Origin of the sequence: Dactylosporangium sp. CS-047395 (genome assembly GCF_050942185.1) — a bacterium.
In the GTDB taxonomy this organism is placed as follows: Bacteria; Actinomycetota; Actinomycetes; order Mycobacteriales; family Micromonosporaceae; genus Dactylosporangium.
Map to the genome: position 1 here is coordinate 5,401,181 of NZ_CP192015.1, position 21,762 is coordinate 5,422,942.

Annotated in this window: 22 protein-coding genes and 1 riboswitch; of the genes, 13 read left to right on the forward strand and 9 right to left on the reverse strand. The window is 72.5% G+C overall.

Annotated features, from left to right (window positions below; all coding sequences use genetic code 11):
• Positions 1 to 27: 27 nt before the first annotated feature.
• Positions 28 to 2,049, reverse strand: coding sequence for a cytochrome c oxidase assembly protein (locus tag ACQP00_RS25415; RefSeq protein WP_433223164.1), 2,022 nt, complete (start codon positions 2,047 to 2,049; stop codon positions 28 to 30).
• An 85-nt stretch (positions 2,050 to 2,134) separates the two neighbouring features.
• Here ACQP00_RS25415 and ACQP00_RS25420 point away from each other — a divergent pair, with 85 nt between their 5' ends.
• Positions 2,135 to 2,842, forward strand: a complete 708-nt coding sequence (locus ACQP00_RS25420) for a YcnI family protein (RefSeq protein WP_433223166.1) — start codon at positions 2,135 to 2,137, stop codon at positions 2,840 to 2,842.
• A 12-nt stretch (positions 2,843 to 2,854) separates the two neighbouring features.
• Here the strand turns inward: ACQP00_RS25420 and ACQP00_RS25425 are convergent, their stop codons facing one another.
• Positions 2,855 to 3,439, reverse strand: a complete 585-nt coding sequence (locus ACQP00_RS25425) for a TetR/AcrR family transcriptional regulator (RefSeq protein ID WP_433223168.1) — start codon at positions 3,437 to 3,439, stop codon at positions 2,855 to 2,857.
• 109 nt (positions 3,440 to 3,548) lie between these two features.
• On the opposite strand from ACQP00_RS25425, the gene ACQP00_RS25430 reads away from it, so the two are divergent.
• Positions 3,549 to 4,511 carry a zinc-binding dehydrogenase gene (locus tag ACQP00_RS25430; RefSeq protein ID WP_433223170.1) on the forward strand — a complete coding sequence of 321 codons (963 nt, stop codon included), beginning with the start codon at positions 3,549 to 3,551 and terminating at the stop codon, positions 4,509 to 4,511.
• Here the strand turns inward: ACQP00_RS25430 and ACQP00_RS25435 are convergent.
• Complete coding sequence (locus tag ACQP00_RS25435) at positions 4,505 to 4,954, reverse strand: SRPBCC family protein (RefSeq protein ID WP_433223172.1); 450 nt, start codon at positions 4,952 to 4,954, stop codon at positions 4,505 to 4,507. The genes ACQP00_RS25430 and ACQP00_RS25435 overlap by 7 nt on opposite strands.
• A gap of 147 nt (positions 4,955 to 5,101) precedes the next feature.
• Here ACQP00_RS25435 and ACQP00_RS25440 point away from each other — a divergent pair, with 147 nt between their 5' ends.
• Positions 5,102 to 5,896: an MHYT domain-containing protein gene (locus ACQP00_RS25440; RefSeq protein ID WP_433223174.1), complete on the forward strand. Its 795-nt coding sequence runs from the start codon at positions 5,102 to 5,104 to the stop codon at positions 5,894 to 5,896.
• On the opposite strand, the gene ACQP00_RS25445 is transcribed toward ACQP00_RS25440, so the two are convergent.
• Positions 5,893 to 6,954 (reverse strand): glycoside hydrolase family 11 protein, encoded by a 1,062-nt coding sequence (locus ACQP00_RS25445; protein ID WP_433223979.1) that lies wholly within the window; start codon positions 6,952 to 6,954, stop codon positions 5,893 to 5,895. The genes ACQP00_RS25440 and ACQP00_RS25445 overlap by 4 nt on opposite strands.
• A 219-nt stretch (positions 6,955 to 7,173) precedes the next feature.
• Between ACQP00_RS25445 and ACQP00_RS25450 the strand changes: the two genes are divergently transcribed.
• Positions 7,174 to 9,459 (forward strand): putative bifunctional diguanylate cyclase/phosphodiesterase, encoded by a 2,286-nt coding sequence (locus ACQP00_RS25450; RefSeq protein WP_433223176.1) that lies wholly within the window; start codon positions 7,174 to 7,176, stop codon positions 9,457 to 9,459.
• A gap of 107 nt (positions 9,460 to 9,566) precedes the next feature.
• The gene (locus ACQP00_RS25455; protein ID WP_433223178.1) at positions 9,567 to 10,040 is read left to right on the forward strand and encodes a hypothetical protein; all 474 of its coding nucleotides are present in this window, start codon (positions 9,567 to 9,569) and stop codon (positions 10,038 to 10,040) included.
• 4 nt (positions 10,041 to 10,044) lie between these two features.
• Here the strand turns inward: ACQP00_RS25455 and ACQP00_RS25460 are convergent, their stop codons facing one another.
• Entirely contained in the window at positions 10,045 to 11,142 is a 1,098-nt protein-coding gene (locus ACQP00_RS25460; RefSeq protein ID WP_433223180.1) for a M48 family metallopeptidase, read from the reverse strand.
• 40 nt (positions 11,143 to 11,182) lie between these two features.
• A complete protein-coding gene (locus ACQP00_RS25465) occupies positions 11,183 to 11,632 on the reverse strand; it encodes a MarR family winged helix-turn-helix transcriptional regulator (protein ID WP_433223182.1) in 450 nt (149 codons plus the stop codon).
• Between the two features lie 84 nt (positions 11,633 to 11,716).
• On the opposite strand from ACQP00_RS25465, the gene ACQP00_RS25470 reads away from it, so the two are divergent.
• The 7 genes from ACQP00_RS25470 to ACQP00_RS25500 all read left to right on the forward strand — a co-directional run bounded on the left by ACQP00_RS25470 (position 11,717) and on the right by ACQP00_RS25500 (position 17,327).
• Positions 11,717 to 12,748, forward strand: coding sequence for an LLM class flavin-dependent oxidoreductase (locus ACQP00_RS25470; protein ID WP_433223184.1), 1,032 nt, complete (start codon positions 11,717 to 11,719; stop codon positions 12,746 to 12,748).
• Between the two features lie 3 nt (positions 12,749 to 12,751).
• A complete protein-coding gene (locus ACQP00_RS25475) occupies positions 12,752 to 13,363 on the forward strand; it encodes an NADPH-dependent F420 reductase (RefSeq protein WP_433223186.1) in 612 nt (203 codons plus the stop codon).
• A 9-nt stretch (positions 13,364 to 13,372) separates the two neighbouring features.
• Positions 13,373 to 14,311 (forward strand): TIGR03557 family F420-dependent LLM class oxidoreductase, encoded by a 939-nt coding sequence (locus ACQP00_RS25480; RefSeq protein WP_433223189.1) that lies wholly within the window; start codon positions 13,373 to 13,375, stop codon positions 14,309 to 14,311.
• A gap of 12 nt (positions 14,312 to 14,323) precedes the next feature.
• On the forward strand, positions 14,324 to 14,926 hold the full coding sequence (locus ACQP00_RS25485; RefSeq protein ID WP_433223191.1) for a flavodoxin family protein: 603 nt from the start codon (positions 14,324 to 14,326) through the stop codon (positions 14,924 to 14,926).
• A 120-nt stretch (positions 14,927 to 15,046) separates the two neighbouring features.
• On the forward strand, positions 15,047 to 16,072 hold the full coding sequence (locus ACQP00_RS25490; protein ID WP_433223193.1) for an aldo/keto reductase: 1,026 nt from the start codon (positions 15,047 to 15,049) through the stop codon (positions 16,070 to 16,072).
• Entirely contained in the window at positions 16,069 to 16,464 is a 396-nt protein-coding gene (locus tag ACQP00_RS25495) for a (R)-mandelonitrile lyase (protein WP_433223195.1), read from the forward strand. The genes ACQP00_RS25490 and ACQP00_RS25495 overlap by 4 nt, the downstream gene beginning before the upstream one ends.
• Positions 16,465 to 16,475: 11 nt before the next feature.
• On the forward strand, positions 16,476 to 17,327 hold the full coding sequence (locus tag ACQP00_RS25500; protein ID WP_433223197.1) for a S41 family peptidase: 852 nt from the start codon (positions 16,476 to 16,478) through the stop codon (positions 17,325 to 17,327).
• Position 17,328: 1 nt separating this feature from the next.
• On the opposite strand, the gene ACQP00_RS25505 is transcribed toward ACQP00_RS25500, so the two are convergent.
• Positions 17,329 to 18,186, reverse strand: coding sequence for a CbtA family protein (locus ACQP00_RS25505; RefSeq protein ID WP_433223199.1), 858 nt, complete (start codon positions 18,184 to 18,186; stop codon positions 17,329 to 17,331).
• Positions 18,187 to 18,199: 13 nt separating this feature from the next.
• On the reverse strand, positions 18,200 to 18,421 hold the full coding sequence (locus ACQP00_RS25510) for a CbtB domain-containing protein (RefSeq protein ID WP_433223201.1): 222 nt from the start codon (positions 18,419 to 18,421) through the stop codon (positions 18,200 to 18,202).
• 49 nt (positions 18,422 to 18,470) lie between these two features.
• Positions 18,471 to 18,601: riboswitch (cobalamin riboswitch) on the reverse strand.
• An 81-nt stretch (positions 18,602 to 18,682) separates the two neighbouring features.
• On the opposite strand from ACQP00_RS25510, the gene ACQP00_RS25515 reads away from it, so the two are divergent.
• Entirely contained in the window at positions 18,683 to 20,944 is a 2,262-nt protein-coding gene (locus tag ACQP00_RS25515) for a catalase (protein ID WP_433223203.1), read from the forward strand.
• 120 nt (positions 20,945 to 21,064) lie between these two features.
• Here ACQP00_RS25515 and ACQP00_RS25520 read toward each other — a convergent pair whose 3' ends face one another.
• Complete coding sequence (locus ACQP00_RS25520; protein WP_433223205.1) at positions 21,065 to 21,742, reverse strand: FadR/GntR family transcriptional regulator; 678 nt, start codon at positions 21,740 to 21,742, stop codon at positions 21,065 to 21,067.
• Positions 21,743 to 21,762: the final 20 nt, after the last annotated feature.

Consider the following 21,762-nt stretch of genomic DNA (forward strand, 5'->3'; position numbering starts at 1 on the left):
CACTCCGGCAAAGTTCCGTCTGACCTTTCAGCGGCGCTCGGCGGTTTCTGCTGCACGGCGCAGGAAGGCGTTGTAGCGGGCCAGCTCGTCCTCCTCACCCGCCGCCTCGGCGCGGTCGGCGGCCCGGTCGAGGCGGCGCTGTTCGCGTTCGTCGGCGCGGATCCAGCGCACGACGAGCAGCAGCAGGATCGCCACGGCCGGGATCTCGCCGAAGCCCCACGCCAGTCCCGCGCCGACGTGCTGGTCGCTCAGGAGACTCGCGGCCCAGGTGGGGTGGACGGAGCCGTACCAGTCCGGCGCGATCACCGTCCGGGACTGCATGAGCGCGATGCCGAGGAAGGCGTGGAAGGCCATTCCCGCGAAGTGCACGAGGACCAGGATCGGCGGGGCGACCGGGCGGCGGCCGGGGTCGACGCCGATGAGGACCCAGAAGAACAGGTATCCGGACAGCACGAAGTGCACGAGCATCGCCAAATGCCCGATGTGGTACCGCATGAGCACCCCGAGCAGGTTCGAGAAGTACAACCCGTAGAGGCTCACGACGTAGATCCCGAGCGCCACCACCGGATGCGACAGCGTGCGCAGGACCCGGCTGTGCACGGCCAGCAGCAGCCAGTCCCGGGCGCCGCGCATCCGCGGGCCGGGCGGCGGGCGCAGGGTCCGCAGCGCCAGGGTGACCGGGGCGCCGCCGACGAGCAGGATCGGCACCAGCATGGCGAGGACGAGGTGCTGGGCCATGTGCGCGGAGAACAGCACGTACGCGTAGCGCGCGAAGCCCGACAGCGTGAACGCGGCCAGCAGGGCCACGCCGCCGAGCCAGCTCGCCGTGCGCGCCGGGGGCCAGCGGTGGCCGGCCCGGTGCAGGCGGTACACGCCGGTGAGGTAGGCGGCGGCCAGCAGTACCACGGAAGCCAGGAAGAAACCGTCGAGCAATGGCGGCCAGAAGACCCGTGCGGCCGACAGCGGCAGGGGAGCGGTGAAGCTGAGCAGATCGGTCACCGGGTCGGTCTCGATCGGGTTGGACGGGACCGGGGTCGGCGTGCGGGACAGGGCGACGGCGAGGCCGACGGTGGCGGCGAGCAGGATCAGCTCCCCGGCGGCGAGCCGGCGGAACGCGCCCGGCCGGCCCGCGTCGAGGGCGGGCAGGGTCCGGCGGCGGTGGAGGGCGCCGAGCACGCCGGCGATCCCGAGGGCGAGGGCTTTGGCGAGGACCAGCAGGCCGTACCGGGAAAGCCAGAGCTCTTCGATTGCGCCCAGGCGCACGGCGGCGTTGGCGACCCCGCTGGCCGCGACGGCGATCCAGCAGCCCGCCGCGAGCCGGCTGTAACCGCGGGCGGCGACGGCGAGGGTCGTGTCGTTGCGCAGGACGAGCAGCGCGGCCAGGCCGCCGACCCAGAGCGCGGCGGCCAGGATGTGCACCGCGAGGCTGGTGACCGCGAGCTGGTGGTTGCCGGCGCCCGCGGAGTGCCCGGTCAGCGCCGGCGGCACCAGCGCCGCGCACGCGAGGACGGCGACGACCGCTGCGCCGGTACGGGTGAGCACGAACCGGGACGCGACCAGTACGACGACGGCGAGCCCGGCCTGGGTGAGCGCGGACTGGCCCTGCGCCACCGACCAGGCCAGGCTGCGCACACCGCCGAACGTGACCTGGCCCAGGGGCTGGCCGAGCAGGTCGGACAGGGTCAGCGGCAGCAGGGCGAGGGCGGCCAGGGCCCAGCCGCCGGCCCACCAGCCGGCGTGTCTGAGCAGCCGGTACCCGGCCGGCCCGAGCAGCTGCCCGGCGCCGTGCCGCCCGGTGTCGCCGGTGCCCGGCAGCAGGAACGCGGCGGTGACGCACCAGCCGGCGCAGAGCACGCCGCACAGGTCCGCCGCGGCCCGGGCCAGCGGCAGGCCCCACGACGTGACCGGCCCGGCGTCGGGCAGGCCGGCGATCGTGCGGCCTGACACCCCGCCGCCCCAGCGCAGCGCGACGACGAGGGCCGCGACCAGGGCGAGCAGGCCGCCGAGGACGGTCAGAAGCCGCCGGACGGATATGTCAGAAAAAATCATGACTGGTAGGTATTACGCTTCAGCATCACTGAGTTGGTCGGTGGAACCGCCCCGGAAGTTCCCGCTTGGAAAGGATCACCACCCCATGCGCTTGACTCCCGTCGTCGCGCTCGTCGTCGCCGCCGTCGCGGTCCTCGCCTTCCCGGCCGCGGCCGGCGCCCACGTCACCGTGAACCCGAACACGGCCACCCAGGGCGGCTACACCAAGGTCACGTTCCGGGTCCCGAACGAGAAGGACGCCGCGAGCACGACGAAGGTCGAGATTGCCATTCCGACTGACAAGCCGATCGCCTCGGTGTCGCTCAAGCCGGTGCCGGGCTGGACCGCCACCACCGAGGTCGCGAAGCTCGCCACCCCGGTGAAGACCGACGACGGCGACCTCACCGAGGCCGTCGCCAAGGTGACGTGGACCGCCGACCCGGGCGCGGAGATCAAGCCGCACCAGTTCCAGGAGTTCGACGTCTCCCTCGGCCCGCTGCCGGAGACCGACCAGATCGTCTTCAAGGCCCTGCAGACGTACTCCGACGGCGACGTCGTGCGCTGGATCGACGAGCCGGCCGCCGGGGCGGAGGCCGAGCACCCCGCCCCAGTGCTCAAACTGGCCAAGGCGGGCAGCGCCGCCCAGAGCACCGCGACGAACACCGCGGCGCAGGACGCGGCGGGCGCGGCCGACGATGCCAGTGACAACACCGACGGCACGGCCATCACCCTCGGCGTCGCCGGCGCGGTCCTCGGCCTGGCGGGGCTGCTGGTCGGCCTGCTCGCGTACCGCCGCACCGGCCGGCTCCGGTAGCCCCGGCGCCGTTCACAGCGCGTCCCAGGCGGCCATCGCGCAGGTGATGACGGTCTCCAGGTCGGCGCGGGTGGCGCCGTCGCGGGCCTGGACGGACAGGCCCTGGACGATCGTCGTGTAGTAGCGGGCGACCGCGTCCAGCCGGGCCGGCTCCGCCTTGAGGTCGCGGGCGAGGCGGTCGCGGATCGTGGCGTACTGGTCGCGGCGGCGCTCGGCCAGGAACTCGCGGATCTCGTGGTTCTCCACGGCGCCGGTCGGGGCGGCCAGGACGAGCATGCAGTAGTGCGGCGTGTCCGGGCCGGTGACCTGGTCGGCGGTCGCGCGCAACATGGCGTGGACCGCCTCGCGGGCGCCCGGCACCTCGCGGAGGGCGCGCCGGGGCGGCTCGCCGAAGGTCGCGCCGTACAACCGCATGACCTTCTTGAACAGGTCGGCCTTGCTGCCGAAGCAGGCGTAGATGCTCGCGGAGGCGATGCCCATGGCCTGGGCCAGGTCGTTGAGCGAGGTGCCCTCGTAGCCGCGCGCCCAGAACACGTTCAGGGCCTGGCGCAGGGCGACGTCCGGGTCGAAGGTGCGCGGGCGGCCGCGGGGTGGCATCCGGTCTCCGTAGTTTGTTTAGCGATCGACCAAGTTTACCTTGACGGGCCTCCGGCGGGCGTGGGGTAATTGTTGGGCGATCGACAAACAAACCACGAGGGGGACCTTCATGCGCGCGCTGCGGCAGACATCCCTGCACGGGCCGGCGGACCTGCGGCTGGTCACCGACGCGCCGGAGCCGGCGCCGGGCGCGGGCGAGGTGCTGATCCGGGTCACCGCCGCCGGGGTCAACTTCGTCGACGTCTCACAGGCCCGCGGGACGTTCGCGGGCGGGCCGCAGCCGCCGTACATCGCCGGGATCGAGGCGGCCGGCGAGGTGCTGACCGGCCCCACGGCGGGCACCCGCGTCACCGGCGTCAGCGTCGCCGGCGGCGCGTTCGCCGAGCGGATGGTGCTGCCCGCGGCCGCCGTAATGCCCGTACCCGAGGGCTGGGCCGACGAGGAGGCGCTGGGCCTGCTGGTGAACTGGCCGACCGCGCTGGCCGCGCTCCGGCCGGTCGGGGGCCTGACCGCCGGGCAGACCGTGCTCATCCACGCCGCCGCCGGCGGGACCGGGCAGGCGGCGGTGCGCATGGCCAAGCACTACGGCGCGACCGTGATCGCGGCCGCCTCCCCGGCCAAGCACGACACGGTGCGGGCCCTCGGCGCCGACCACGTCCTCGACTCGCGCGACCCCGGCCTGGCCGCCGCGGTGCTGGACCTGACCGGCGGTGTCGACCTGGTGCTCGAGTCGGTCGGCGGCGCCACCCTCGAGGCGAGCCTGGCCGCGGCCAAGCGGGTCACCGGCCGGGTCGTCGTGTTCGGCCTGGCCGCCGGCGAGGCCACGATCACGAACTGGGATCTCGTGTACCGCCATCAGGTCCACCTCGCCGGCCTGAACATCGGCACCATCGTCCAGGCCGCCCCGCAGCTCTTCGGCGAGCTCATGGGTGAACTGTCCGGCCTGATCGCGGCCGGCGTGCTCGGCCCGGAGCAGCCCACCGTGTTCGGGCTGGCCGACGGGCCCGGCGCGCTCGCGGACCTGGAGGCCCGGGCCACCGTCGGCAAGCTCGCGCTGCTCCCCGGTCAGTAGACGGCCGGGACCCGCCGGCGGACCGCGATGTCGGCCAGCCGGGACAGCATCTCGGCGCTGCGCGGGCCGAGCAGCGCCGCCTGGACCCGGCGCGGGATGTACTTGGCGATGCCGGCGGTCAGCTCGTACGTCAGCGTCACCCGGGTGCCGGCCTCGACGGGTTCGAGATCGAGCCGTACCGTCGCGGCGCCGAGCGGCCAGACCCGGGCGTGCAGGTCGAGCATCCGGCCCGGGACGACCGACTCGACCGTGGTCACGTCGCTGATGTGCAGCGGCCACGGGCCGATCTGGTGGTGCAGGCGGGTCCCGGTCGCGGGCCAGCCCTCGTCGACGTCGCGGATGTGGGACGCGCCGACCACCCAGCTGGCGTACGTCCAGCCGTCGGCCAGGACCGCGAACACGCGATCGGGTGAGGTGCGGACGAGCTTGCGTCGCTTGGCCACTGCCGTCTCCCTTCGACGCTGGGGCTGGCAGTCTTCCCGGTCCGCACCGGATCAACCGCGCCCGGACCGCCCGCAGGCCGACCCGAACGGGTGAACGACGCACACGGTGTGCGGTCGGCGCACCGCCCGCGGCCGCTGAATGCCCCGGTGACCCCGACGGACATGTTCGCCCACGGCGCGCTCAACCCCGCGTTCGCCTTCGCCCTCGCGTTCCTGGCCAGCGGGCTGGCCCTGACCTGCGCCGCGCGCGGTCGGGCGGCCGGCTCCCGGCACCGCCAACGCTGGCTCACCCTGGCCGCGATCACGCTCGGCGGCGGGATCTGGCTCATGCACTTCACCGCGATGCTGGGCTTCGACGTGCCGGCCTCGCCGCTGCGGTACGACGTGCGCCTCACCGCCGTGAGCGCGGTCCTCGCCGGCGGGGTGGTGTTCGTCGGGCTGTTCGTGGCCGGCACGGGCCGCCCGCGCCCGGTGCGGGTCATCTCCGGCGGCGTGTTCACCGGCCTCGGGGTGTCGGCGATGCACTACACCGGCATGGCGGCGGTGCGGGTCAACGGGTACCTCACCTACGAGGCCAACCTCGTGCTCGCCTCCGTGCTCGTCGCCATCGTCGCGGCGATCGTGGCGCTGTGGCTGTCCGTGGTCGTGCGCGGCCGGGCCCAGGTGCTCGTGGCCGGGGCGGTGATGGCGGTCGCGGTGTGCGCGATGCACTACACCGCGATGACCGCCGTGCGGGTGCACCTCGACGACGCCTGGCTCGGCCCGGTGGAGGGTGTCACGCCGATCAGCCTGGAGCTGCCGATCACCCTGGCCGCCTCGGCCGCCGTCATCGTGCTGGCGTTCGTGGCGATGCACACGGTGTCGGCCGAGGAGCGCGACGCGCCCGCGCGACGGCCGGCGCCGCAACCCCGGCGCCGGCCGTTCCCGAAGCACGCCGGCTAGCTACTGCAGGAGGCGCCGTTCAGGGTGAAGCCGCTCGGGGCGGCCGTGTTGCCGGTGTGGTTGGCCTGGAAGCCGATGGTGGTCGAGCCGCCGGGCGGGATCGAGCCGTTGTAGCTCGCGTTCGTGGCGGTGACCGCACCGCTCGACGGGGAGTACGTGGCGTTCCAGCCCGAGGTGATGCTCTGCCCGGATGCCAGGTTGAACTTCAGCTGCCAGCCGTTGATGGCCGTGCTGCCGGTGTTCTTGATGGTGATGTTGTCGGTGAGCCCGGTGTTCCACGGGTTCAGCGCGTTGGTCACCTGGCAGGCACCGCTCCCGCCGGTCGGGCCCGGGGTGGTCGGACCGGGAGTCGTCGGGCCCGGGGTCGTCGGGCGCGGCGAGTTCGTGGTCGGGGCAGGGCCCTCGGTCACCGTGATGTTCGAGCTGACATTGCTCTGGTACCCCTCGGTGGCCAGGATCTGGTAGTCGTGCGAGCCGAGCTGCAGGCCCAGCGACGCCCACGCGTTGAAGTGGTTGGCGGTGGTGATGGTGCCGCCGACGCGCTTGTTCTGCCGGACGCTCCAGTACTGGTAGAACGTCGCCGTGCCGATGATCGAGGGCTGGTTGACCCGCTGGGTGCGGTAGACGTCGTAGGTGGAGCCGTCGGTGGTGACCGAGCCGAGGCGCTGGGTGCCGTTGCTCGGGTTGTAGTTGCCGTACGTCTCCACGACGTAGTACTCGATCAGCGGGTTGGTGGTCCAGCCGTACAGCGCGAGGTAGCAGTTGCCACCGCAGTTGAACGAGCCGGAGTAGTTCACCGTGTGGCTCGAGCCCGGCTTCCAGCCCTTGCCGACCACGGAGTTGTTGACCCCGTTCATCTGGACGCTGTAGTTGCCACCGGCGCCCAGGTTCATGGTGACGTTGCCGTTGTCCTTCCAGTAGCTGAAGAAGTAGCCGTTGTGGGTGCCGGTCGTGTTCGACGTGACCGTCCGGTCGGCCTCGGCGTGGGCGGTGCCGGCCAGCGCCAGCGACCCGGCGGCCAGCACGGCGGCGCAGGCGGCCCCGATGACCAGCCTCATACGGTTCATGAAGTCTCCCTTCCTTGGCTCGACGCTCATCGATCTAGCCGACGATTGTCAACCGGTTCCGGAAGGGACGCACCGGCCTGAACAGGGTGGTCCGGGCGCGACCTGGAACAACGGCGCCGAAAGTACCGGATGAGGCATGAAACTTCCGGACCCGCTGTGAGATGCGTCCAATCGCTTGAAACGGGCCCGGCGCGGCCGATCTGTCCATCCGTGACCGCCGACCATCGAGCCCCGCTGCGCTATGTCGTGGCCACCGGCGTGGTCGCGCTGGTCAGCTCGCTGTGGTTCGCCGGGTGGGCGATCACCGGGATCGGACCGGCCGCCGTGTCGTTCCTGGCGCTGCCGCTCGGCGCGGCGATCACCGCGTTCGCCGCCTTCGACCTGCTGCGCCGCGCGCCGCTGTCCGTGCCGGCCCGCCGGTTCTGGCGGTCCCTGACGGCCGCCTTCGCCGGGATCGGCGTCGGCTACTCCATCCTCGCCGTCGCCGGCTTCCGCGACACCTCCATCCTGCCGGTGATGCCCACGGCCGCGGCCGTGTTCGCCGGGATCGGGTTCCTCATCGCGATGTGGGCGATGGGCCGGGTGCCGCTCGGCATCGGCAGCGCCGGCGAGCGCTGGCGGCAGTTGCTGGACCGGGCCATCGCCTTCCTCGGCGGCAGCACCGTGCTGTTCCACTTCGGCCTGGCCCCGATGATCGGCGGCGAGCGGATCTGGAGCATCCAGGCGCTCGTCCTGCTCGGCCTGTCGTTCACGCTCGCGGTCGGCGGGATCACCAAGGTCTCGTACATCCGTGGCGGCCCGATCGACCGCACCGCGCTGCGCCTCATCGGCCTCACCGGCTCGGTGGGCGCCGCGGTGGCCCTGCTGATGGTGCTCGGCGGCGACCCCGGCACCATTCCGGCGCAGGCCGTGGCCATGCCGATCGCGCCGGTGCTGGGCACGCTGGCCGTGTACCGGCAGTGGCGCTTCACCGGCGCCGCACCGCGGCGGGCCAACACCTGGCTGCCGTACCTCGCCGTGGCCGCCGTCGACGTCCCGCTCATCGCCGTCATCCCGGGCGCGCTGACCTGGACCGACAAGCTCGTCATCGTCGCCTCGGTGCTCGTCACCGGCCTGGTCACGGTCCGCCAGTTCGTCGTCTTCCGGGAGAACGCCCGGCTGCTGCGGGAGAAGCGCGCCTCCGAGGAGCGCCTGCAGCACGAGGCCACCCACGACGGGCTCACCGGCCTGGCCAACCGCGCGCTGTTCCGCCGGCGCCTCGGCGAGCAGCTCGAACGGGGCGGCGCCACCGTGCTGCTGGTCGACCTCGACGACTTCAAGACCATCAACGACTCCCTCGGCCACGACGTCGGCGACGACCTGCTGATGGCGGTCGCGGCCGTGCTGCGCGACGCGACCGGCGCCGACGGCCTCCCGGTGCGCCTCGGCGGCGACGAGTTCGCGGTGCTCATCAGCGAGCCCACGATCCTCGGCGAGACCCTCGCCCAGCGCATCCTCGACGCGTTCGCCGGCCCGCTCAGCACCCACCGGCTGCTCGTGCACGCCAGCATCGGCATCGCCACCGCCCCGGCCGGCACCACGCTCGACCGCCTCCTGCGCGACGCCGACGTCGCCATGTACGCGGCGAAGCAGCGGGGGAAGGCGAACTGGGTGCGGTACCACGACGGCATGGCCCAGCCGGTGGCCGACCACGCCCAGCTCGGCGGCGAGCTGCTGCGGGCACTCGACGCGGGCGAGTTCACGGTGCACTACCAGCCGATCGTGGCCCTGCACACCGGGCGCATCGTCGGCGTGGAGGCCCTGGCCCGGTGGATGCACCCGACCCGCGGCATGGTGTCGCCGGCCGAGTTCATCCCGGCCGCCGAGAGCACCGGCCTGATCGTCCCGCTGGGCCGTTTCGTGCTGCGCGAGGCGTGCCGGCAGGCGGCGGCCTGGCTGGCCGAGTTCGGCCCCGACGCGCTGCAGAAGTTCGGCCCCAACGTCTCCGCCCGCCAGCTGCACGACCCCGACTTCGTGGCCGACGTGCAGGCCGTCCTGGCCGAGTCCGGCCTGCCCGCCGACCGGCTGGTGCTGGAGCTGACCGAGTCCGCCGTACTGCGCGGCCAGCAGGTCTCCCGCGCCCTGTACCAGCTGCACGAACTCGGCGTCCGGATGGCCCTCGACGACTTCGGCACCGGCGAGTCCTCGCTGAGCCTGCTGCGCTCGTTCCCGGCCGCGATCATCAAGCTCGACAAGTCGTTCGTGGACGGCATCGAGCTCGACGAGCCCGGCTCCCCGGAGGCCGACGCCCGCCAGGCCGTGGCCCGCGCGGTCATGCAGCTGGCCTTGGCCCTCGGCCTGGACACGGTGGCCGAGGGCATCGAGAACCGGGCCCAGGTCGACCGGCTCCTCGACCTCGGGTACTCCCTGGGCCAGGGCTACCACCTCGCCCGCCCGATGCCGGCCGAGGCGATGACCCGCCTGCTGGCCGACCAGCGGGACTTTGCCTCGGCCTGACCCGGCGCCGCGGCTCCGGGCCGCGGTCGAAGATCGCCGCCGATGAGTCCACCGTCACGCCGTGTCCGGTCTTGCCCGCGGGGCCATGCGCGGCCGAGAATCTGAACGTGTTCAAGAAGGTTGGTGTCGCGGCGGTCGGGGTCACGGTGGCGGGGCTCGTTGCCGCCTGTTGCGCGGTGCTGGCCTGCTGCGCCGGGGGATGGGTGCTGTTCGGCCCGGTGAACTACTTCGGCTGCGGCGCCGGGCGGCCCGATCGCATCGCCGAGGCCGATCTCATCGGGACCTACGTGACCCAGGACGGGGCCCGGCTCGAACTGCGGGCGGGCGACGCGCTCGTGGCGACCGCGCTCAGCACTGATTTCATGGACGGGTTCATGGACCTGTCCGGCCCGGGGGAATGGCACCTGCAGCCGGAGACCGGAAGCCAGGGCGACATCCGTCTGTCCCTGACCTCGGACGGGCGGCCCGGCTCCTTCAGCGCGTCGCTGTACATCTCCGGCACCGCGCGGGAGCCGTGGCTGTACTGGTACGACGGCGATCCGGACAGCTGCGAGCTGTACCGCTTCGACCGGACCGCGTGACGGTTCAGCCGTAGCGCAGGTCGCGGGCCAGGCGCCGGTACGCGGTGGCCAGCTCGGCGTCCACGCCCTCGGCGGCGTCGGTGGCCGCGGACAGTGCCGGTTTCAAGGGCGGCTGCGCCTCCAGGACGCGGACGCGGTCGGTGATCGGTGGGTGGCCCTCGAACGGTGGCGGGTCGGCCGTCGTCGCGTGGCCGCGGATCTCGCGGGCCAGGGCCTGCCAGGTGGCCGGGTCGGGGGTGTCCGAGCGGGTCGCGCGGATGTGCCGGCGCAGGACCGTCACCACCGGCTCGCCCAGGGCGAGCATGTCGAGCATCTCCAGGGCCGCGGCCGAGCCGGCGGTGCGGGCGGCCACCGTGTCGGCGGCGAACTCGGCGCGTTCGACGTCGGGGCGGGCGAGGGTCACCAGGGCGCGGCGGCCCAGCGAGGAGATCTGTTGCAGGACCCACAGGAACGGGCGGATGAGCATTTCGGCGTACCAGACGTTGGCGACGTTCCCGCTCACCCGCATGCCGCCCGCGCCGGCGGTGTTCAGGGACGCCTTGACGATCTGCTCGTCCTGGAAGGCCCGCAGCGCGGTGTCGGACCGCGGTTCGAACATGGCGGCCAGGTTGGCCAGGCTGAGGTCGGCACTGCCCGCGAGGCCGCTGCGCAGCGGGTTGCCGGTGGTGAAGTGGGCCAGCTGGTGGGCGACCAGCGCGGTGCGCTGGCCCGGGTCGAGGACGGCGAAGAGCGGGACGCCGAGGCGCAGGTACCGCCGCCGCAGCAGGCCGGTCGTGGCGCCGTCGGCGTCGAAGCGGTCGTCCAGCACGATCAGGGCAGGGCACGGCACGCCGACCGCGCCCGCTACGGTGTCGACGAACGCGAAGAGGTGCGGGGCGTCCTCGCGGCGCAGCCGGGTCGCGTAGCGGGGGAGTCCCGGCGGGCGGGGGAGCAGCAGCACGCCGAAGGCCAGCAGGACGACGCCGGGCAGGAGCGTGAAGCTCGGGAAGTCGCGGATGACCATCCAGGCGCTGAAGCCGAGGGCGGCGATCGCGATGAGGTGGATCAGGACGGCGATCGCCGCGACGGTGAACCGGGCGAGCCTCCTGCGATCGATCGACATGACTTCACTGTCGACCCCCGGCGCAACCCGGCCAAACGGATCAACCCAATCGTGATCGCAGGGCGGCGGCGATGTCGCCGGCGGCGGCGAGCTGCTCGGGCGTCAGGGCGTCGACGAACAGCTCCCGCACGGCGGTGAGGTGCGGCATCGTGGCATTGCGGAACGTGTCGGCGCCGGTGCTGTCCAGGACCACCTCGGCGCCGCGGCTGTCCGTGACGCACTCCTCGCGGCGGATGAGCCCGCGGCGTTCCATGCGGGCCAGATGGTGCGACAGGCGGCTGCGCTCCCAGCCGCACGCCACGGCGAGGTCGGACGAGCGCAGCCGGTGACCGTCGGCCTCGCTCAGCGCCAGCAGTACCGCATAATCGCTCGGCGACAGCCCGGTGTCCCGCTGCAACCTGGCGGCGAGCTCGGTGCGCAGGGCCTCGACGGTCTCCAGGAACTCACGCCACGTGCGCAACTCGTCACGGTACGGCAGTCGACGGGGCATGATCGGCGTCACCTCCAAGCTGATTGACGTGTCAATCATATCGACGGCATGATTGACGCGTCAATCAACGTGAGGGAGTGCACCATGAGCGACCTCGTTCTCGGGCTCGACACCTTCGGCGACGTCCCGGTCGACCACACCGGCGCGCCGCTGTCCTACGCCGCCGCGATCCGCCAGGTCGTCGAGGAGGCCGTCCTCGCCGACGAGCTCGGGGTGGACGCGATCACGCTCGGCGAGCACCACCGGCCCGAGTACTCGATCTCGACCCCGGAGACCGTCCTCGCGGGCATCGCCGGCCGCACCGCCCGGATCAAGCTGGGCTCCGGCGTGACGGTGCTCAGCTCCGACGATCCGGTCCGGGTGTTCCAGCGCTTCGCCACCGTCGACGCCATCTCCGGCGGCCGGGCCGAGGTGATCCTGGGCCGCGGCTCGTTCACCGAGTCCTTCCCGCTGTTCGGCTACGACCTGGCCGACTACGACAAGCTGTTCGAGGAGAAGCTCGAGCTCTTCGTGCAGCTGCTCGACGAGCGGCCGGTCACCTGGAGCGGCACCGTGCGTGCCCCGCTGCACGAGGCCGACGTGTTCCCCAAGACCGAGTCCGGCCGGCTCGCCACCTGGGTCGGCGTCGGCGGCTCCCCGCAGTCGGTGGTGCGCACCGCCCGGCACGGCCTGCCGCTCATGCTGGCGATCATCGGGGGCAACCCCGAGCGGTTCAAGCCCTACATCGACCTGTACCGCCGGGCCGCCGACCAGCTCGGCACGCTCGCGCATCCGGTGGGCATGCACTCGCCCGGGTTCGTCGCGGACACCGACGAGCAGGCGAAGGAGCTGTACTACGAGCCGTACAAGGTGATCCGGGACCGCATCGGGGCCCTGCGCGGCTGGCCCCCGCTGCGCCGGGCCGAGTTCGAGGCGGAGGTGGCGCACGGCTCGATGTACATCGGCGGCCCGGAAACCGTGGCCCGCAAGATCGCCGCGACGGTCAAGGCGCTCGGCGTCGGCCGGTTCGACATGATCTATTCGTCCGGGGCCCAGCCGGTCGCGGCCCGGATGCGCGCCGTCGAGCTGTTCGGGGCCAAGGTCGCGCCGATGGTCCGCGACATCCTGGCGGGCTGAGCCGTGGTCATCGGCATCCTCGGCGCCGGCAAGGTGGGCACGGTCCTGGCCCGCCTCGCCGTCGCCGCCGGCTACGAGGTGCTCCTCGCGGGCTCCGGCGACCCGGCGAAGATCGCCCTCATCGTCGAGGTTCTCGCCCCGGGCGCGGTCACCGTCACCGCGGCCGAGGCGGCCGCGCGCGCCGACGTCGTCATCCTGGCGCTGCCGCTGGGCAAGCACCGGACCGTACCGGCGAAGGAACTGCGGGGAAAGCTCGTCATCGACGCCATGAACTACTGGTGGGAGGTCGACGGGGTGCGCGACGACCTCGGCAACTCCAGCGCGCTCGTGCAGGCGTTCCTGCCGGACTCGCGGGTGGTGAAGGCGTTCAACCACATGGGGTACCACGACCTCGAGGACGGCGCCGCCCCGCCCGGCAGCCCGGGGCGGCGCGCGATCGCCGTCGCCGGCGACGACCCGGACGACCTGGCCGCGGTCGCCGCGATCGTGGACGCGCTCGGCTTCGACCCGGTGCTCGCCGGACCGCTCGCCGCGGGCGTGCGGATGGAGCCCGGGACCGCGTTGTTCGGGGCCAACGAGGACGCGGCAATGGTACGGGCAATGCTGGGTGGGTAACAGGCCCGCATGCGAATCGGGTATTTCCTGTCGTGCGAGGAGTACACCCCGGCCCAGCTCATCGAGCAGGCGAAACTGGCCCAGGAGGCCGGTTTCCAGGGGCTGTGGATCTCCGACCACTACCATCCGTGGAACGACGAGCAGGGGCAGAGCCCGTTCGTCTGGTCGATGATCGGCGCGCTGAGCCAGGTCGTCACGATTCCCGTCACGACCGCGGTCACGTGCCCGATCCAGCGCATCCACCCGGCCGTCACCGCCCAGGCCGCCGCGACCAGCGCCGTGCTGCACGACGGCCGCTTCGTGCTCGGCGTCGGCACCGGTGAGGCGCTCAACGAGCACGTCACCGGCGAGCGGTGGCCCTCGGCGGCCGAGCGGCTGGAGATGCTGGAGGAGTCCGTCGCCGTCATGCGCGAGCTGTGGGACGGCGGGTTCGTCAACCACCGCGGCCGCTACTACAACGTCGAACAGGCCCAAGTGTACACGCGGCCGGCGGAGCCGCCGAAGGTGTACGTCTCCGCGTTCGGGCCCAAGGCGGTCGATCTGGCCGGCCGCATCGCCGACGGCTACATCCTCACCATGCCCGACGGCGACCTCGTCAAGGCCTTCCGGGAGGCGGGCGGCGGCGACAAGCCGGTGCAGGGCGGCTTCAAGGCCTCGTGGGCGCCGACCGAGGAGGAGGCCGTCGCGACCGCGCACCGGATCTGGCCGAACTCCGGCGTGCCCGGCGAGCTGTCGCAGGTGCTGCCCTCGCCGAAGCACTTCGAGCAGGCCTCCCAGCTCGTCACCCCCGAGCAGGTCGCGAAGGCGGTCGCCTGCGGCCCCGATCCGGCCAAGCAGGCCGAGCAGCTCAAGGCCTACGAGGACGCCGGCTTCGACGAGGTGTACGTGGCCAACATCGGCCCGCACTACGCCGAGCTCATCGACCTGTACCGCAAGGAATTCCTGTAAGGAGACCGTGTTTTGCGTGCCCTGGTGCTCGTCTGCTCGCTCAAGAAGTCGCCCGCCCCGTCCAGCTCGGAGCTGCTCGGCCGTGAGGTGCTGACCGCCCTGTCCGACCACGACGTCGACGGCGAGGTGGTGCGCGTCGCCGACCACGACGTCAAGTTCGGCGTCTCCACCGACGAGGGCGACGGCGACGCCTGGCCGGAGCTGCGTCGCAAACTCCTCGGCGCCGACATCCTGGTCATCGCCACCCCCATCTGGATGGGCCAGCCCGCCTCGGTCTGCAAGGTCGTCCTCGAACGCCTGGACGCCGAACTGTCCGAAATGGACGATCAAGGGCGCCCGCTGATGTACGGCAAGGTCGCGGTCGTAGCGGTCGTGGGCAACGAGGACGGCGCCCACCACGTGACCGCCGAGGTCTACCAGGCCCTGAACGACGTGGGCTTCACCCTCCCGGCCGCCGGCGGCACGTACTGGGTCGGCGAGGCGATGGGCAAGGTCGACTACAGCGACGCCGGCCCGAAGCCCGACACCACCGGCGCGGCGACCAAGACCCTGGCCGCGAACGCCGCCCACCTGGCCAGGCTGCTCGCCGACGCGCCGTACCCGCCGAGTAGGTAGTGCCCATGGAGGTACTGACAGAGCCTCCCAGACCGCGCCCGGTGGCCGTAGCGTCGGTTGGACGGGCCACGCAGGGGTAGTGGGGGCCGTGGGATCGGCCGACGCGGAGGAGAGACGAGGGTGAAGCAACGCACGCTCGGCACCGGGCTGACGGTGTCGGAGATCGGCTACGGATGCATGAGTCTCACCGGAGCCTACGGACAGCGCGGGGGACCCGCGCGGGAGGATGCGGTCGCGCTGATCCGGCAGGCTGTGGAGCTCGGGGTGACGTTTTTCGATACCGCCGAGGTGTACGGGCCGTTCGCCAACGAGGACATCGTCGGCGAGGCGCTCGAGCCGGTGCGGGACCGGGTGCGGATCGCGACGAAGTTCGGGTTCGCCTTCGCGGAGAACGGGGTGGAGCCCGGCGGCCTGTGCAGCCGTCCGGAGAGCATCCGCCGCGCCGTCGAGCAGTCGCTGCGCCGGTTGCGCACCGACCGGATCGACCTCTACTACCAGCACCGCGTGGATCCCGAGGTGCCGATCGAGGACGTCGCCGGTACCGTCCAGGAGCTGATCGAAGCCGGCAAGGTGCTGCACTTCGGGCTGTCCGAGGCGGCCGCCGGCACCATCAGGCGGGCGCACGCGGTGCAGGCGGTGGCGGCGGTGCAGAGCGAGTACTCGATGTGGTGGCGCGACCGCGAGCAGGACACGATTCCGGTGCTGGCGGAGCTGGGGATCGGGCTGGTGCCGTACAGCCCGCTCGGCAAGGGGTTCCTGACCGGCGCGATCGACGCCACGACGACCTTCGCCGACAGCGACTTCCGCGGGCAGACGCCCCGGTTCCAGGGTGAGGCGCTCGCGGCCAACCTGGCGCTGGTCGAGGTGCTCAAGCGGATCGCGGCCGACACCGGGGCCACCCCGGCCCAGCTGGCCCTCGCGTGGCTGCTCGACCAGCGGCCGTGGATCGTGCCCATCCCCGGGACGAAGAACCCCGAGCGGATGGCCGAGAACACCGGCGCCGCCGAGGTGGAGCTCAGCGAGGAGCAACTGGCCGAGCTGCGCGCCGCCGCCGACCAGATCCAGATCGTCGGGGCCCGCTACCCCGCGGCCCAGGACGCCATGACCAACCGCGAGGCGCCGCTGCCGGCCGGGGCGGACCGATGATCACCCGCGGCGGCTCGCAGCCGTCCAGCCGCGGCCCGGCCGAGAACTTCACCGGGGAGGTCCTGGTGCAGCCGCTGTTCGGGGCCGAGCCTTCGGCGCAGTACACCGGGGCCTATGTCACCTTCCAGCCCGGCGCGCGCTCGGCGTGGCACACCCACCCGGCCGGGCAGCGGCTCGTGGTGACCGAGGGGGTCGGCCGCACGCAGCGCGAGGGCGGTCCGGTCGAGGAGATCCGGGCCGGGGACGTGGTCTGGTGCCCGCCCGGGGTCCGGCACTGGCACGGCGCCGCCCCCGGAACGGCGATGACGCACCTCGCGCTCAGCGGCGTCGCCGGCGGGCGGGCGGTGGACTGGCTGGAGCAGGTGACCGACGAGGAGTACACCGCCCGCTAACATCAATCGGCATGAGGGCGTGGCGGGTCCGGCGGTACCTGTCGCACGCCCTCGACCTGATGGAGGCGAGCGCGCTGTTCCGGTCCGAACTGGACTGGCCGGCCGTGCGCGCCGACGCCGCCGAGCGCTGCGCCGGGGCCCGGACTTATGCCGACACGCACCCGGTGCTCGCCGAGGTGCTGGGCCGCGCCGGTGGGCCGCACAGCGGGCTGCGGGCGCGCGGCCGGCCCTCGGCGATGCCCGAGCCACAACCGCCGACCGGCGGGCTCGTCGACGGCACCGTCGCGTGGGTACGGTTGCCGGGCAGCGGGCACCGGGAGTACCAGAACATCGGCTCTTCGCTCGTGCGTGACCTGGCCGCGGCCGCGCCCACCGGGTGGATCGTGGATCTGCGCGACAACCGCGGCGGCAACATGTGGCCGATGCTGGCCGTCCTCGCGCCGCTGCTGCCCGACGGGGTGCTGGGCTACTTCGTCCCGCCGGGCGGCGCCGAGCAGCCCTGGACCCTGGAGGCGGGGCGGATCCGGCTCGCGGGCCGCGAACTGGCGCGTGCCCCTCGCCCGGCGATCCGCACGCCCGGACGGCCGCTGGCGGTGCTCACCGGCGGGAAGACGGCGAGCTCCGGCGAGGCGGTGGCGGTGGCGCTGCGCGGTCGGCCGGACGTCCGCGTGTTCGGGGCTCCGACCGAGGGCTTCACCAGCGCCAACGAGACCCACCAGCTGCGTGACGGGGCCCGGTTGTACCTCACGGTGGCCTGGTTCGCCGACCACCGCCGCACCGTCTATCGGGGTCCACTCCCGGTAGACGATGCCGGCGGTACCGATCCACTGGCGGCCGCGGCGGCCTGGATCGCCCGGCCGTGACTCAGACGGCGGCCTGTTCCGCGGCGGGTTCGACGCGGATCGGGCGGTTGCCCAGCAGGCGCTCGGCCAGCGGGGCGAAGATCAGGCCGATGACCGCCCACAGCAGCCCCTGCGCCGCGAGGGAGTAGACCCGGAAGTCGTAGAGCAGGTCGGCGTCGAAGCCGGGGTAGATGATGTCGCCCGCCTCGTTGCGCAGGGGGAGCGGGGTCTCGGTGGCGTGCCTGCCGTAGTCGGCGACGTTGGTGGACAGCTCGCCGAAGGCCGGCAGCAGGGCCATCAGCGCGCCGGTCACCACGATGAACGCGGCCGCGGCGAGCAGGGTGGCGTTCCAGGTGCCGAAGCGGGGCTTGAGGCGCTGGCCCAGGATGACGGCCAGGATCAGGAACAGCACCGAGGCGAGGACCATGATGAGGTAGTACGCGCTGCGCTGGCCGATGGTCTCCTCGTGGCCGACCGCGGGCGGGCTGGCCGGGTACTTGAGGAAGGGCACGAAGTACAGCGTCAGGAACCCGGCGCCGGCCAGCAGCAGGGCCAGGGTGCGCGGGCGCAGGTTGCCCACGCGGCCCAGGCAGATCATGTAGGCGACGGCGAACAGGGCGCCCATGGCCAGGCCGAACAGGACCATGCCGGCGCCGATGCCGAGGTTGCCCTGCACGGCGCGGCTGAACAGCTCGTGCTCGTGGTCGTCGGTGGCCAGGCCGGCCGCCCGGTCGAGGGCCGCCTGGGCCTCGCCGCGGCCGCCCTCGTAGTCGATGGCCCGCTGGATCAGCGGCTCGGCGAAGATCCGCGCGAAGACGAACGCGACGAGGCCGGCGACGGCGCCGGCGAGCGCGCCGCGGAAGATGATGCGCTTCTCCACGTAATCGCCCGGCTCAGTGGCAGGGGAAGCCGAGGAAGTGCCGGCCGTCGTGCACGAACTCGTGCACGTGGGTGTCGCTGCCGAAGACGGACACGGCGCCCTGGTCGATGCCGATGAAGTAGTACAGCAGGGCGGCCAGCGCGGCGGTGCCGACCAGCCAGACCAGGGAGCGGGACAGCGGGATGACGACCGGCGTCGCGACTGCGCCGGGGTTGGACGACGACGACACGCTCACGTGGAGCCTCCTTCAGGGATCGGGCGTCCCTCTTGTAGTGGCGGCTGACGGCGGAGGGTCTGACTCGCCGGTCTCCCGGCTCACAGTGGCGCGACCGTGCCGGACTTGCACCGGCTTCCTGTCACCGTCATTCGCGCTGACGCTACGACCAGCGGCGGCACCGCGTCAAACGTGATCGACATTGCCGGGTGTGTTTGTTTCCTCACCGGCCGCTCGGGTAGCCGCCAAAAGGTAGTAATCCGGAGCGAAGGGACCGCCCGCATGAATTCCCGCAAGCCCACCGAGGTCGTCAAGGACGTCGTCGAGGCGGCCGCCGCCAAGGTCACCGACGCGCTGACCCCGGATGTGCCCGGCAAGCCCGGCAGTGTCACGCCGGCGCTGGAGGAGCCCACGACGCCGGTACCGCCGCCGCCCCCCTCCGACGAGCAGGGCACCCCGGCCGCGGTGACGCCGACGGGCGTGCCGACCGGCGGGCCGGCGACCGCCAACGCGCAGCAGGGTGAGTTCCTCACCACCTCGTACGGCGCGCGCCTCTACGACACCGACCACTCGCTCAAGGCCGGCCCCCGTGGCCCGATTCTCCTGCAGGACCAGCACTTCCGCGAGAAGATCACGCACTTCGACCACGAGCGGATCCCGGAGCGGGTCGTGCACGCCCGGGGCACCGGCGCGCACGGGTTCTTCGTCGCGTACGGCACCGCGGAGGACGTCACCAAGGCGGCCTTCCTCGCCAAGGACGTGCGCACCGACGTGTTCGTCCGGTTCTCCACCGTCCTGGGCTCGCGCGGCTCGGCCGACACGGTGCGCGACACCCGTGGCTTCGCCACGAAGTTCTACACCTCCGAAGGCAACTTCGACCTCGTCGGCAACAACATTCCCGTGTTCTTCATCCAGGACGCGATCAAGTTCCCGGACATCATCCACGCCGGCAAGCCGCACCCGGACCGCGAGATCCCGCAGGCGCAGAGCGCCCACGACACGTTCTGGGACTTCGTGTCGCTGCACACCGAGGCCCAGCACCACACCATGTGGAACATGTCCGACCGGGGCATCCCGCGCTCGTACCGGATGATGGAGGGCTTCGGCGTCCACACCTTCCGCCTGATCAACGCCTCCGGCGGCACCGCGCTGGCCAAGTTCCACTGGAAGCCCAAGCTCGGCGTGCACTCGCTGACCTGGGAAGAGGCCCAGCTGATCAGCGGCATGGACCCGGACTACCACCGCCGGGACCTCTACGACGCCATCGAGGCCGGCGCGTACCCGGAGTGGGAGCTGGGCCTGCAGGTCTTCCCCGACACGCCCGACCAGACCTTCGCGGGCATCGACCTGCTCGACCCGACCAAGATCGTGCCGGAGGAGCTCGCCCCGGTGCAGGCGGTCGGGCGGCTGACCCTGGACCGTACGCCGACGAACTTCTTCGCCGAGGTCGAGCAGTCCGCCTTCCACCTGGGCCACCTGCCGCCCGGCATCGACGTGACCAACGACCCGCTGCTGCAGGGCCGGCTGTTCTCCTACGTCGACACCCAGCTCACCCGGCTCGCCGGGCCGAACTTCAACCAGATCCCGATCAACCGCCCGCACGTGCCGGTCAACGACATGCTGCGCGACGGGTTCCACCAGCAGGCGGTGCACGGGGGCGTCGCGCCGTACCGGCCGAACTCCCTCGACGCCGGCAACCCGTTCACGGCGACCGTGGACGACGGGGCCTTCATCGACGCGCCGGTGATCGTCACCGAGGCGCCGAAGATCCGCGCCAACCCGGCCTCGTTCGACGACCACTACAGCCAGGTCCGGCAGTTCTGGCTGAGCATGACGCCGGTCGAGCGCCAGCACATCATCAACGCATACACGTTCGAGCTGTCCAAGTGCTACCACCAGGAGATCCGCGAGCGGCAGCTGCTGAGCCTGGCCAACATCGACCCGGTGCTGTGCTCGGAGGTCGCCACCGGCCTCGGCCTGCCCGCGCCGGAGCCCACCATCGAGCTGGTCGACCTCGACCCGAGCCCGGCGCTGTCCCAGGTCGGCGAGGCCTGGCCGGGCGACGGTCGGACCGTCGGCATCGTGGTCGGCCCGGACCCGGCGGACATCGAGGGCGTCGACGCGGTGCGCCGTTCGGTGCTCTCGGCCGGCATGGTGCCGCTGGTGATCGGCCCGCGCGGCGGCGTCATCGGGGATCTCACGGTGAACCGGACCTTCGCCAACGCCCGCTCGGTCGAGTTCGACGCCCTGCTGCTCGCGGCCGCGCCGGCGCCGTCACCGGACGCCATCCCGGCCCGCGACTCGAAGGCCGGCGCGTCCGACTCGGCGACCGTCGACCCGCGGGTCCTGCTGCTCGTCGACGAGGCCTGGCGGCACGCCAAGGCGATCGGCGCGTGGGGCGCCGGCGCGGAGGCCCTGGCCCAGGTCGGCGTGGCCGGCACTCCGGGCGTGGTCACGGCCGACAGCGGCGCGGCCGCCCTCGAGGCGCTCCAGCCCTTGATGGCCCTGCACCGCGTGTGGGAGCGGTTCCCGGCAACGGCCTAGTGGCGGATGGTGGTACGGGCAGCGGGGTCTACCGTCGGATGTCCTGAACAACAGTGGGGGAGCAAGCTCCACCCACACCCCCTCAAAACCGCACCGGGTCAAACGGCCGCCGCCGGTAAGTTACCGGCGGCGGCTGGGTGCGGTCACGGTGTCCTCGACGGCTGCCAGGTGCAGCCGCATGGCCTGGGCCGCGCCCTCGGCGTCGCGCTTCGAGATGGCGGCGAGGATCGCGTCGTGCTCGTCGGCCGCCTGGACCGCCCGGCCCGAGACGGCGGCCGCGGCGATCGCCTGCTCCTGCAGGACCGAGCGCAGCTCGGAGACGAGCCGGGGGAACAGCGGGTTGGCGGTCGCGGTGGCGATGGCCACGTGGAAGTCGGCGTCGATGCCGACCCGGATCGACGGGTCCTGCTCGGCGCGGAAGCGCACCAGCAGCGCGGTCATCGTCTTGAGGTCGGTGCGGGAGCGGCGCTCGGCGGCCAGGGCGGCCAGCGGCACTTCGAGGGTGCGGCGCACCTCGTGCAGGTCGCGCGGGAGGTACTGCCCGGTGAGCAGCTGCGACGGCGCGAACTGGGCGTCGACGAAGGTGCCCTTGCCGGCGTAGGAGCGGGTGAGGCCGAGCGCGCTCACGCTGTGCAGCGCCTCGCGGATCACCGAGCGGCTCACCTCGAACGACTTGGCCAGCTCGGCCTCGGAGGGCAGCCGCTGGCCCACCGCGAACTCGCCGGACTCGATGAGTTCGATGAGTTGCGATCGCACGTGTTCCGCGGCGGTGCGCTGCGCGACGGGGACAACCTTCACGGCTGCCAGGTTAACAGCCT